The sequence below is a fragment of the Roseibium algicola genome, from assembly GCF_001999245.1.
Classification (GTDB): Bacteria; Pseudomonadota; Alphaproteobacteria; order Rhizobiales; family Stappiaceae; genus Roseibium; species Roseibium algicola.
In genome coordinates this window covers 5,250,759-5,263,486 of sequence record NZ_CP019630.1, presented here as the reverse complement: position 1 = coordinate 5,263,486, position 12,728 = coordinate 5,250,759, and the positions used below count along the sequence as shown (strand labels likewise).

The 12,728-nt window shown below is 59.6% G+C and carries 9 protein-coding genes; 5 read left to right on the top strand and 4 right to left on the bottom strand.

Translation table 11 applies throughout. From position 1 onward, the window contains the following. Positions 1 to 35 precede the first annotated feature (35 nt). Positions 36 to 1,277, bottom strand: coding sequence for a Zn-dependent hydrolase (locus B0E33_RS24375; protein ID WP_077292674.1), 1,242 nt, complete (start codon positions 1,275 to 1,277; stop codon positions 36 to 38). Positions 1,278 to 1,423: 146 nt separating this feature from the next. Here B0E33_RS24375 and B0E33_RS24370 point away from each other — a divergent pair, with 146 nt between their 5' ends. The 5 genes from B0E33_RS24370 to B0E33_RS24350 all read left to right on the top strand — a co-directional run bounded on the left by B0E33_RS24370 (position 1,424) and on the right by B0E33_RS24350 (position 7,981). After that, positions 1,424 to 2,983 (top strand): ABC transporter substrate-binding protein, encoded by a 1,560-nt coding sequence (locus B0E33_RS24370; protein WP_077293597.1) that lies wholly within the window; start codon positions 1,424 to 1,426, stop codon positions 2,981 to 2,983. Between the two features lie 280 nt (positions 2,984 to 3,263). After that, positions 3,264 to 4,208 carry an ABC transporter permease gene (locus tag B0E33_RS24365; protein WP_023001138.1) on the top strand — a complete coding sequence of 315 codons (945 nt, stop codon included), beginning with the start codon at positions 3,264 to 3,266 and terminating at the stop codon, positions 4,206 to 4,208. After that, positions 4,208 to 6,145 (top strand): dipeptide/oligopeptide/nickel ABC transporter permease/ATP-binding protein, encoded by a 1,938-nt coding sequence (locus B0E33_RS24360; protein ID WP_077292673.1) that lies wholly within the window; start codon positions 4,208 to 4,210, stop codon positions 6,143 to 6,145. Before B0E33_RS24365 ends, B0E33_RS24360 begins: the two co-directional genes overlap by 1 nt. Further along, on the top strand, positions 6,142 to 7,149 hold the full coding sequence (locus B0E33_RS24355; protein WP_077292672.1) for an ABC transporter ATP-binding protein: 1,008 nt from the start codon (positions 6,142 to 6,144) through the stop codon (positions 7,147 to 7,149). The genes B0E33_RS24360 and B0E33_RS24355 overlap by 4 nt, the downstream gene beginning before the upstream one ends. 37 nt (positions 7,150 to 7,186) lie before the next feature. Further along, entirely contained in the window at positions 7,187 to 7,981 is a 795-nt protein-coding gene (locus tag B0E33_RS24350; RefSeq protein ID WP_075284205.1) for a FadR/GntR family transcriptional regulator, read from the top strand. Here B0E33_RS24350 and B0E33_RS24345 read toward each other — a convergent pair. The 3 genes from B0E33_RS24345 to B0E33_RS24335 form a co-directional block, all read right to left on the bottom strand. Next, positions 7,978 to 9,246: an amidohydrolase family protein gene (locus B0E33_RS24345; protein WP_077292671.1), complete on the bottom strand. Its 1,269-nt coding sequence runs from the start codon at positions 9,244 to 9,246 to the stop codon at positions 7,978 to 7,980. The genes B0E33_RS24350 and B0E33_RS24345 overlap by 4 nt on opposite strands. Continuing rightward, on the bottom strand, positions 9,243 to 11,693 hold the full coding sequence (locus tag B0E33_RS24340) for a branched-chain amino acid ABC transporter ATP-binding protein/permease (RefSeq protein WP_077293595.1): 2,451 nt from the start codon (positions 11,691 to 11,693) through the stop codon (positions 9,243 to 9,245). Before B0E33_RS24340 ends, B0E33_RS24345 begins: the two co-directional genes overlap by 4 nt. A gap of 78 nt (positions 11,694 to 11,771) precedes the next feature. Next, positions 11,772 to 12,647, bottom strand: a complete 876-nt coding sequence (locus B0E33_RS24335; RefSeq protein WP_023001132.1) for a branched-chain amino acid ABC transporter permease — start codon at positions 12,645 to 12,647, stop codon at positions 11,772 to 11,774. Between the last annotated feature and the right edge of the window lie 81 nt (positions 12,648 to 12,728).

The following is a 12,728-nucleotide window of genomic DNA, read 5'->3' as shown; positions in this document are numbered from 1 at the left end:
AAAGTTGCAGAAGCCGGCAGACACCAGCAAACAGGTTAGCCGGACAAGTTGAGCAATGCCTGCAGCATGAGGTTCGCCCCCTTCTCGATATCCGACCAGTCGCTGTGTTCTTCGGGAGCATGGCTTATGCCGGCCCGGCTGGGAACGAAGATCAGCCCGGAAGGGCAGAAAGACTGCATTGTCTGGGCATCGTGACCGGCTCCGGAAGGCATACGCCGCGCCGGTAATTCGTTGCGTTCGGCAAGGTCGGCGAGCTTGTCGGCAAGCTCGCTATCCAGCGAAACCGGTGACAACCAGCTCCTCTCGGTCTTGTTCAATTTCAGTCGGTGCCGGTTGGCGACAATGTCGGCGCTTTCCAGAAAACGCGATTTCAGCCCCACCATTATCTCTTCCGACGTGTCACGCAGAATCACCGAAAAGACTGCACGACCTGGAATCGTGTGGGGATGGTTCGGCGAAAGTTCGACATGACCAATGGTAAACCGGCTCTGGTCGGTGCCGTGCATCTGGATCAGATCCGGAATTGTCCCGGCAAGCTCGGAAAGCCCGGCAAATGCATCCGCCCGCAGATGCATGGGTGTTGTCCCGGAATGATTGGCGATTCCCGTCAGTTCCAACTCCAGATAACAGACACCGGAAACCTCCTCGGCGATGCCGATAGGAAATTCTTCGGCTTCAAGAACCGGCCCCTGCTCGATATGGAGTTCCAGAAAGGCATTTATCGAACCGGCCGGACGGGCTGCTTTCAGGATGTCCATCGGCTCGAGACCCAGACTGTTCATGGCATCGCGCAGCCGGACCCCGTCGGCATCAATCGCCTGCTCGATCCATGCCGGAGTGATCGCCCCGGCTATGGCCTGTGAGCCGAGCATGCCCCCGAAACGGCCCTCTTCTTCGGAAGTCGCGGCAACTTCGATCGCTGTCCGGGGCGTTATTCCGGCATCCTTCATCGTTCGCACGCATTCCAGCGCAACACAGGCGCCGAGTGCTCCGTCAAAAGCCCCGCCATTGACCACGGTGTCGAGATGCGATCCGGCCATGACGCACGGCCCGTCCTCAGGTCCATACCGGCCAAACAGGTTGAGTGCGCCGTCTCTCCACACCTGCAGATCGTCGGCCCTCATCTGTGCCTCGAACCAATCCCTGCACTCCAGATCGACCCGAGTGAAGCCTGGTCGCGTGTAGCCGCCGGTTTCAGGAACAAAGCCGAAGCGATTCACTCCGTTGAGAAGCGTTCTGAGACGCTCCGGGTCGATACGGATTGCGTGCTGCGGCATCCTTGTTTCCCCCTATTTATCAGCGCTTAAGCGTTTATCTGGCATCGAGAGCACAACCCTCGAGCGAAAATAAATATGAAATAATTATTGCAGAATTGCAATTAATCATGATTAATTATTCGTCAGAAACAACGAGGGGAATGGTCATGAAAAGATTCCTAGCCGCGGCTTTCGCCTCGGCCTTCCTCGCCTTTGCACCCCAGGTGCAGGCGCAAACTCCGCCCAATGTTCTGGTTGTCGGCCAGATCGCGGAACCCAAGTCACTCGACCCGCACGCCGTCACGGCGGTGAACGATTTCCGCATTCTGGTGAACTTGTATGACGGACTTGTGCGCTACAAGGACGGCACTCTGGAAGTCGAACCGTCCCTTGCCGAAAGCTGGACCATTTCGGAAGACGGCAAGACCTACACGTTCAAGCTGCGTGAAGGTATCAAGTTCCACGACGGTTCCCCCTTCAACGCGGAAGCGGTGAAGTTCAACTTCGACCGTATGCTGAACGAGGAAAACCCCTATCACGATACGGGTCCCTTCCCTCTCGCGTTCTTCTTCTCCACTGTTGAGGACGTGGTCGTCGACAACGAAACCACCGTCACCTTCAACCTTAGTGCCCCTTACGCGCCGTTCCTGTCGAACCTTGCCTATCCGACGGGTCTGATCGTCTCGCCCGAGGCCGTCAAGCAATACGGCAAGGATTTCGGCCGCAATCCGTCCGGTACCGGCGCCTACAAGTTTGCCGAATGGGAAGCCAACGCCAAGGTGGTTGCCGTCAAGAACGAAGACTACTGGGATGGCGCTCCGGACCTGGAAGCGCTGATCTACCGTCCGATCACCGACGCCAACACCCGGATCGCCGAAATGCTCTCCGGCGGACTGGATGTGATGGTTGAAGTCCCGCCGGACAGCCTGCAGCAGTTCAAGGACGATTCAACGTTCAATGTGCTGGAACAGGCCGGACCTCACGTCTGGTTCCTGATCCTGAACACCCGCGAAGCTCCGTTTGACGTCAAGGCCGCGCGCCAGGCCGCCAACTACGCCATCAACAAGAAGGCGCTGGTGGAAAACATCCTGCAAGGTACGGCCGACGTCGCAGCAGGGCCGACACCTCCTGCCTTTGCCTGGGCCTACAACGAGAGCCTGGAGCCCTATCCCTACGATCCGGAAAAGGCCAAGGAACTCCTGAAAGAAGCTGAATACGCCGGACAGGAAGTTACTTTCTATGTCACCGAAGGCGGCTCCGGCATGCTCGACCCGGTTGCCATGGGCACGGCCATCCAGGCCGATCTCCAGGCCGTCGGCATGAAGGTCAAGATCGAGACCTATGAATGGAACACCTTCCTCGGCAAGGTGAACCCGGGTCTGCAAGGCAAGGCTTCCATGGCGGAAATGGCCTGGATGACCAATGACCCGGACACGCTTCCGTTCCTGGCCCTGCGCACCGAAGCGATGCCCGAACAGGGCGGGTTCAACTCCGGCTACTATTCCAACGCCAAGGTGGACGAGCTTTTGGAAAATGCCCGCGAGGAAACCAACCAGGAAGAACGCGCAAGGCTCTACAAGGAAATGCAGGAAATCGTCCAGGAGGACGCCCCCTGGGTCTTCGTTGCCAACTGGAAACAGAATGCCGTCACCAAGGCATCGGTTGAAGACTTCAAGCTGCAACCGTCCTTCTTCCTGATGCTTCAGGATGTCAAGAAGCCTCAATAAGACGACACGTCTCCCGGCGGACCTTGAACGGTTCGCCGGGATTTTCGTATTCGGACCTGCACGCAGCAAGTGCCGAAGGAAACGTAAAGGCGCACCCCGGCGACACAACACTCCCTCATCCTGAGGAAGCGCAAGGCGCTGTGTCGAAGGATGGGCCACTTGCTCCGGAGTGTGCCGCCCATCCTTCGAGACGCGCATAAATGCGCTCCTCAGGATGAGGTTGCGGAGGCGGCAAGGCTTCAGGAAATGGCCGGCCGCACTCAGAAAGAGGGAGAGACCATTGGCTTCCTACATAGCCAAGCGTCTGCTGGCTGCCATTCCGGTCCTGTTCGGGCTGACGATCATCGTCTTCCTGATCATGGCGATGATCCCGGGAGACCCGGCAACTGCCATTCTCGGCTCCTACGCGACACCGGAAAATGTCGCCAAGCTCAACCGCGATCTCGGCCTCGACAAAACCCTGTTCGAGCAATACGTCATCTGGATCGGCAACCTGTTCCAGGGTGATCTCGGCCGCTCCTACACGCTCAATCGTCCGGTGCTGGATGAAGTGATGGAGCGCTTTTCGGCAACCCTCATTCTGGCCGGAACCTCGCTCATCCTGTGCTCGATCTTCGGCCTTCTTGCCGGTATTGTTTCCGCCGTCCGTCAGTACGGCTGGGCGGACAAGATCATCACGCTGCTCGTTCTGATCGGTATCTCGACCCCGTCTTTCTGGCTCGGCCTGCTGCTGATCCTGGTCTTTGCCGTCAATCTGCGCCTGTTTCCAGCTTCCGGCATGTACGCGATCTATGGTGGCGGCGACTTGCCCGACCTGATCCATCACCTCACCCTGCCCGCACTGACGCTTTCGGTGGTCGCGACCGGCGTCATCGCCCGGTTGACACGCACCGCCATGCTGGAAGTGCTGCGTCAGGACTATATCCGCACCGCCCGCGCCAAGGGCCTGTCGGAACGCAAGGTCATCTACAAGCACGCATTCAAGTCGGCCCTCGTCGGCGTGGTGCCGGTCATTGGCATCCAGGCCGGCTTTGTCATCGGCGGTGCTGTCTATATCGAGACGGTGTTCCAGTGGCCGGGCATCGGATCCATGCTCGTGACCGCCATTTCCACCCGCGATCTGCTGCTGGTCCAGGGCGGGGTTCTGGTGGTCGCCGCTGCCTATGTTCTCTTCAATCTGCTCGCAGACGTGGTGCAGACCATTCTTGATCCGAGGTTGCGCTGATGAGTGACACGACCATGAGCGCCCCTTCCAAGGAGAAGGCAAAGTCCTCGCGCCCGGGGACACTTGCGCTGCTGCTCAACAATTCGCTGGCAACCAGCGGCCTTGTCGTTCTGGTACTGATCTGTCTTATCGCTCTGGCAGCGCCGATCCTGCCGCTGGCGAACCCGGACGTTACCGCCCCGGCAGACCGACTTCTGCCGGTCCTTACCGAAGGACATCTGCTTGGCACCGATCACTTGGGCAGGGACATCCTTTCGCGGCTGATTTGGGGGACACGCATATCGCTTGCCGTCGGTCTGTCGGCAACAATAATCGCTGCCTTCTTCGGCTCGCTTCTGGGACTGGTCGCCGGATACGCAGGCGGGCGAACGGACACTCTGATCATGCGCGGCATCGATATGGTGATGGCGTTTCCCTACATTCTGTTGGCACTGGCCATTGTCGCCGTGCTCGGCCCTGGGCTGCTCAACGCGCTTTACGCCATAGCGCTCGTCAACATACCGTTCTTTGCCCGCAACATTCGCGGTATCACGCTTGGGCTATCCCGAAGAGAGTTTGTTGACGCGGCACGGCTATCCGGCAAATCACCGGTACAAATCCTGTTTCTGGAAATTCTGCCCAACGTCTTGCCGGTGATCGTCATCACCATGTCGACGACCGTCGGCTGGATGATCCTGGAAACGGCTGGCCTGTCTTTCCTCGGCCTGGGGGCCCAGCCGCCACAGGCAGACCTTGGCTCCATGCTGGGTGAAGGCCGCAAGATCCTCTTCACTGCGCCGCATGTCTCCATCATTCCGGGCCTGATGATCTTTGCGCTGGTCATGAGTATCAACCTCTTCGGCGACGGTGTTCGCGATATCCTCGACCCGCGCCTGCGTGCCGGGTCCCTCACCCGGCCGGTCTCTCGAACAGCGGTGCATCGCATGCCCGACGAGATCCCCGCGCCTTCGGAAAAGGGCGGTGTGCTGGATGTCCGTCAGATGCGCACCGAATTCCAGATCGGCAGCTCCGTTTACAAGGCAGTCGGCGGTGTTGATCTGAACCTGAAAGAGGGCGAATGCCTGGGTGTGGTCGGAGAATCCGGATCCGGCAAGTCGGTAACAGCCATGTCCATCATGGGCCTTGTGCCGACACCACCCGGCCGGATTGCAGGCGGCGCCGCCTATCTCGACGGCGAAGATCTTTTTGCGGCAAGCGACCGGCGTATCCGGGACCTCAGAGGCGGTTCGGTTGCCTATGTCTTTCAGGATCCGCTGTCAACGCTGCACCCGCTCTTCACCGTCGGCGATCAGTTGACGGAAGCGATCACCACCCACCAGCCCATGTCCGGCTCGAAAGCACGGGAGAAGGCCGTTGAACTGCTATCGCTTGTGCGGATCCCGAATGCGAAGGAGCGCTTGTCCGCCTACCCGCACGAGCTTTCCGGTGGCATGCGCCAAAGGGTCTGCATTGCCATGGCGCTCGCCAACGATGCCAAGGTGCTGATTGCGGACGAGCCGACCACCGCGCTCGACGTCACCGTGCAATCGCAAATCCTGACGCTGATGAACGGCCTGCGCCGCGAACGGAACGCTGCAATCCTGTTCATCACCCATGATTTCGGCGTTGTCTCCGCCCTTTGTGACCGTGTTGCGGTGATGTATGCGGGCCGGATCGTCGAAACGGGAACGACGGAGGAGGTTCTGGCGAACCCGCGTCATCCCTACACCGCCAAGCTGATTGAATGCGTGCCGGTTCTGGGCGAGCCGGACCGTCGTCTGGATGCAATCGAGGGCCGCCCGCCCGTGGTCAACAACCTGCCGGACGGTTGTGCCTTCGCCGCACGGTGTCCGCACGCACAGACCTCCTGCCGGACCGGCGAGATCAAGCTTGAGATGTCTTCCGAAACCCGCGGTGTGCGCTGCCTCTTTCCGCTGAATTCCGGAGCGACCGCATGAGCGAGATAAGCCAGAACTACGTGGACAGCGAAGCCCTTCTGACCATTCAGGATGTCGAGCGCATTTTCGGCGGCGGTCGGAAGCTCTTTGGCGGTCATCTTCCCGCCGTGCACGCGGTTCAGGGTCTCAGTCTCGATGTAAAGAAGGGAGAGACCCTCGGTGTCGTCGGAGAGTCGGGCTGCGGCAAGTCCACCCTCGCGCGCCTCGTCGTCGGTCTCGATCTGCCGACTTCTGGCTCGATCACCTTCAACGGCGAGGATCTTGCGGCACTGGCAAAAAAGGACCGCAACGCTCTCGCCCGCAAGGTTCAATATGTCTTTCAGGATCCGGTTGCCTCGCTCAATCCGCGCAAGACCATCAGGACCATCCTGGAAGCGCCGCTCAAGCACCTGACAAACCTGAATTCCGATGGTCGCGAGAAGCGCCTTGCCGAGCTGCTGCAGGCGGTCAACCTGGCGCCGGAGTTTCTGGAACGCTACCCCCATGAATTCTCCGGCGGCCAGGCGCAGCGGATCGGCATTGCGCGGGCCCTTGCGGCCGGGCCGGAGCTGATCGTGCTTGATGAGCCCGTGTCTGCCCTCGATGTGTCGGTGCAAGCCCAGGTGTTGAACCTGCTGGACAAGCTGAAGGACGACTTCGGCCTCACCTACATCTTCATCAGCCACGATCTTTCGGTGGTGGAAAGTGTCAGCGACCGGGTGGCGGTGATGTACTTCGGCCGGATGGCCGAACTGGGTCCAGCTAAAGAAATCTTCCGCAAGCCGCTACATCCCTATACGGATCTTCTAATGCGCTCCGCGCCCGCCCCCGGGCGGCACGACCTGATGTCGGAAGACGCCTCTGCCGAATTGCCGGATCCCTACAATCCCCCTGAAGGCTGCGCCTTTGCCGCGCGCTGTGCGCACCGCACGGATATCTGCGTTGCCGGCAAACCGTCACCAGACGAGGCCAAAGGCGGCAACAATCACGTTGCGGCTTGCTATCACCCACTCGGGAAGGCATAGGCTCCCCAAAAAACAAGGCAATGCAGTTTAACCGGCCATGAGAATTCCCGAAGGAGCGACAGATCCCAAGACACGGAAACGCCTGCGGCGGCCCGACATGGTTGCCCAGCAGATCCGCGAACAGATCGTCGAAGCCGGTCTGCGCCCCGGTGACAGGATCCCCGCCGAATGGCTTCAGCCGGAAACGGTCAGGGTGTCACGTGGTTCACTGCGTGAGGCTTTGAAGGTTCTGGAGTTCCAGGGGTTGATTTCAACGCGCAGCGGTCCGGGCGGTGGTGTCTTCGTCGCATCGGTGGAGCCGGGTGAAGCCATCCGTATGCTGGACAATCTGTTCCTGTTCGACCAGCCGACGATTGCCGACATCTACACACTCCGGAAACAGCTTGAGCCGGAACTTGCCGCCTCGGTTGCCGGAACACTGACAGACGAGGGTTTTCAGGCCTTGCAGGGCTGCATCCGGCTTTACGAGGACGAGCCGAAGACGGCGGAAGAAGAATATTCGCAGCGCCTGGCCGAGCTTGATTTTCACGAAGAACTGGCCCGGCACTGCAAGAACCCGATCCTGGCCTTCACATGTTCCTTCCTGCTCAGCCTGCTACGCGACATGACGGTCTGCCGCTCGATCTACAAGGAACCGAACCCTGCCCTGCGCGAAACGGGACTGCACTATCAGGTGCAGTTGCTGCGGGCGATAAAATCGGGTGATGCCGAACTCTGCCGCATGATCATGCGTGGTCATATGATCGAGGCGGAAAAATACATGAAGGAACGTGCCGCCATGCGCACGCGCGGCAGCACGACGGCACAAGTGATCTCGTCCACGAGCAGCTAGGGCACAAGAGCCGCTCGCCTTTCCTCGGTCCGGCCTTGCGCTTCCAATGGTCCCATCAACCTGGCCGGAGCCTGCTCGAAGGTGAATTTTCCATTCTTCATCCCCCAGACCGGCCGGATGATTTCCGAAACGATCTGATGTCCGCTCATGGCCGGCAGCGCCACGAAGGTGGCCGCTTCGCCGACTTCGACCCTGTGAGCCTTGTTGATCAGCCTCCGTGGTGCAGCCGTTACCATGTCAAAACAAGCCTTCAGGTCTTCCACTGATCCGAGCTGGTGAACATTGGCATAAAGATTGGCCATGCGCGGCAAGGAGCAGTCGCCATAGGGCGTGAAGGGATTGAGCACGTTGTTTGTTGCGACCGTGCAGCAAACGCCGTGTTCATGAAAGACATGCGCCGGCGCGACCCCCCGTGGCACCAGGCTTTCGCTGCCACGTCCCATCAGAAACAGATCCGTCGACGGCAGAACGGTAAGCGCGATTTCAGCGCTTTTCAGAATTTGCACCGCCTCCAGAAGGTCCTTTCGGGAAAGGGCCGACAGCTTGGTGACATGGCCGATCGCGACCCTTCCCTGCCAGCCGAAAGCGACTGTCTGACGGGCGATTTCATCAAGATGACGCCAGGATGGATCGAGATCGAAATCCAGATGGAAATCGAGATCGACATCATGGCGTTCGGCCATTTCGAACAGGCAGCCAATCTGGCCATTCGGATCGCTGTCCGTGTAGGGACACCCGCCCAGCAGGTCCGCTCCGGCTGTGAGTGCCTCTTCCAGCAACTCGGCAGTACCAGGGTTGTTGATCAGCCCTTCTTGCGGAAAGACACATATCTGCAGGTCCAGCGCCCAGGCGAAATCCTGCTTCAGCCGCTGAATGGCGTGAAACCCCGTCAGGCCGATGCCCGGATCGATCTCCACATGCGTCCGGATGGCGTTGGTGCCCTGGGTAATGGCCTTTTCGAGAACCTTTCGACCACGGTCGTAGACGTCTTCTTCAGAAAACCCTTTCTTTGCCTCCGCAACTGACGAGATCGCTCCTTCCAGCGTGCCTGTCTCGTTCCGACAGCGGTCGAGAATGCAGGCCTTGTCGAGATGAAGATGGCTCTCGACAAATCCCGGCACCAGGAGAACGCCGTTGCCATTCAATTCTTCCACACTCGTGGGCAGGTCGGCTCCTATCGCCGAAATCTTTCCGGCCCTAACAGCAATATCGACAGCCGCATCAGCGCCCTCCAGCAGGACGTTCCGGATTACTAGCCCGCTCATACCCTCGCCTCCATGCGAGTTTCCTGTTCATTGGCGGCGCCGAGATAGGCCGCCGTCAGCCGCGGGTCCGAAGCCAGATCCGCAGCCTTGCCTTCAATCACGATACGGCCTTGCTCCAATACGTAGGCGTAATCTGCAACGGCGAGAGCAAGCGTCGCCATCTGGTCGACAAGCAGAATGGTGATGCCTTCGTCCCGCAACTCACCAAGGATCGCATAAAGCTCCTCAACCATCGCCGGAGCCAATCCAAGCGAAGGTTCGTCCAGGAGCAGGATCTTGGGTTTTGCCATGAGACCGCGGGCAATTGCCATCATCTGCTGCTCACCGCCCGAAAGAAGCCCTGCGCGGCTGTGCAACCTGTCACGCAGGCGCGGAAACCGCTTCAGATGAGCTTCCAGTTCCGAGCTGTTGACATCTGAATGTCGCTTGTAGGCACCCAGTTCGATGTTCTCGCGCACTGTCAGTTCCGGAAACACCTGGCGGCCTTCGGGAACCAGCACAAGACCACGCCCGACGAGTTCATGCGGCTGCATGGCCTGTGTCTGCTCGTCATTCAGGATTATGCTTCCGGTGACCGGCCTGTGCAGACCCGAAACGGCAGAAAGAAACGTCGATTTTCCTGCACCATTCGCCCCGAGCAGAGCCACCATTTCGCCTGGCCGCACCTTGAGTGATACCTCTTTCAACACCGGAGCCGCGCCATATCCTGCAGTCAGCTTCTGTGTCGAAAGAACAGGCGTTTCTTCCGTATGCAGCGGTTTTATGCGCGGGAAGGCCGTGGCGCCACCGGTGCCGAGGTAGGCTGCAATCACTGTTTCGTTTGCCTGGATCTCTGCCGGGGTGCCAAAGGCAATAGGCTTGCCGGCGTCAACTGCCTGGATCCGGTCCGAAATCCCCATGACCAGCTCCATGTCATGTTCAACGAGCACAACTGCCGGCCCCAGGTCGGCAATATCCCGCAGCAGCATGGCGAGCTTGTCCTTGTCGGCTCGCATCAGTCCGGCTGCCGGTTCATCCAGAAGAAGGATGTCGGGTTTCAGGGCAAGCGCACGTGCGATCTCCACCAGCCTGCGGTCGACATGCGGCAGATCACCGGCACGCTTGTCGAAGTCACCTTCATAGCCGCAGTATCGCAACAGTCCTGCCGCCAGCGACAAACGATCTGGCGACTGAATGTCGGACCACGGGTCGCCGAAGGCACCGCGCCCCAGCCCGGAGACGACATTTGCAAGCACCGTCAGGTTCTCGAAAAGTTTGGTCGTCTGGTAGGTCCGGGCAATCCCGGATCGGGCAACCGCATGGGCCGGTAGCCCGGCAAGGTCCCGGCTTCCAAGCAGGATCTTTCCCTGCGTTGGACGGTAGAACCCGCCTATCATGTTGAGGACAGTGGTCTTTCCCGCACCGTTCGGACCGATGATGGATGTTACCTCGCCGGGCACGATCCGGAAGCTGACACCATCGACTGCCCGAACGCCGCCGAACGAAATGCCGAGGTCTTCAATTTCCAGTGCACTTGCGGAAAGCCCGCCCTGGAGGAACTGCTCGATGTCTGCGGAAGAAACCGGCGTCACGCTTCGGCTCGACTTCGGAATGTAAGACGCCACCGTGCCGACCAGCCCGCGAGGCGCAATCAGCAGCACGCCCACCAGCAAACCGCCAAAGAACAGCAGCCGGTATTCTGCAAGATCTGAAAGGAACTCCGGCAGCAGGACGGTTACCAGCGCACCGGCGAGTGGCCCCAGCACGGTGCCGGCGCCCCCGATCAGGATTGCGAAGAGAAACAGGATCGACTGCGAGAACGGGAAATTGCTCGGCGCGATGAACATCATCAACGGCGCAAACAGACCGCCCGCAAGCCCGGCCATCGCCGCCGCAATGGCAAACGCGGCCGCCTTGACCGCAAACGGCCGATATCCAAGCGAGGCGGCTGCGGTTTCAGCATCGCGTACGCCCGTCATTGCCATGCCCCAACCGCTTTCGGCCAATCGGCGAAACAGGTAGAGAGACAATCCGGCAAGCAGGATGGCCAGCACCACCAGTTCCCGCTCGGTGAACACGAAGCCCAGGATCTCCGGCATTGGAAAACCCATGAGGCCATTCTGACCGCCGGTCAGCGAACGCCATTCCACCGCGCCGTGTTCGACAATGAACGCGAAGGCAATCGTGACCATTGCCAGGAACGGCCCCGCCATACGGACGGCAGGCACCGCCAGCAGAACGCCCGCGATCCCCGCCACGAGTGCGGACAAGGGCAGTGCCAGCCAGAAGCTCAGGCCAGACAGCGTCAACACCGCCACACCATAAGCGCCGATGGCAAAGAAACCCACCTGGCCAAGTGAGACCAGACCAGTCAAACCATAAAGAACGTTGAGACCTGTCCCCAGGATGGTCGTGATTGCAACAAGGCCGATGACGAACTGCGTGTAGCCACCGCTTGTCACGGCCATCGCACAGGCTGCAACAGTCAGAACGAGCAACGCGCTGTCGAGAAGAATTCGCTGGTTCAGAAAGGGCACGGCTCTTCCTCAGACTTTCTTTACGGCGGGACGACCGAAGAGACCGTCCGGCTTCAATGTCAGTGCAAGGATGATCAGCGCAAAGACAACGATGTAGGTGGAAGATGAGCCCAGGTAGGCCGTTACCAGGGCTTCCGTCACCCCATAGAGAAAGCCTGCCAGCATGACGCCGGCTGCCGATGTCATGCCGCCCAGGATTGCCACCGCGAAGGCCTTGAGCCCAAAGAGCGTTCCCATGTCCGAATGCACGGAAAACAGCGGCGCGATCAAAAGACCGGCACATCCGGCGAGCATCGCCGAAATCGCAAAGGAACCGGACACCATCATGGTTGTGTTGATCCCCATGAGCCGTGCTGCCTGATTGTTCTGGACGACGGCAAGCAGCGCCCTGCCCTGCAAGGTCTTGCGGAACAGGAAGTGCAGCGCCAGAGCAACACCGATGGCGGCAATCGGAATAAGCAGTTGCTGCGGATAGATGCCCGTGCCGGCGAACTGCCAGGTGGTCTGCGCCAAAGGTGAAAACAATGTCCGCGGTTCGTTGCCGAAGCTGAAGAGAACGGCGTTGTCGAGAAAGATGCCGCCCGCGACGGTCGCCATCAGCCAGGCCTCCGAATTGCGTTCCACGAAGGGACGAACCAGAAGTATTTCAACAAGCACGCCAAAAAGGCCGCAGCAGGCGATCGCAAGCGGATAAGCGATCAGCCAGTTCAAGCCGAGCCGTTCTGTAAAGACAAAGCCCAGAACCGCGCCCAGCATGACAACACTGCCTTGCGCGAAATTGACGGTGGAAGAAACGGAATAGGTGATCTGAAAGCCGAGCGCGATCAGCCCGTACATGCTTCCAAGGCCAATGCCGGTGACAAGGGCGGCGATCAAGAGGGTCATGGGTGGGTCCTGGCGGGTGAAACGGGATCAGGGCTAATTCAAAAGAAAGAAACCTCCCGCGGGCATGCCGCGGGAGGTGAC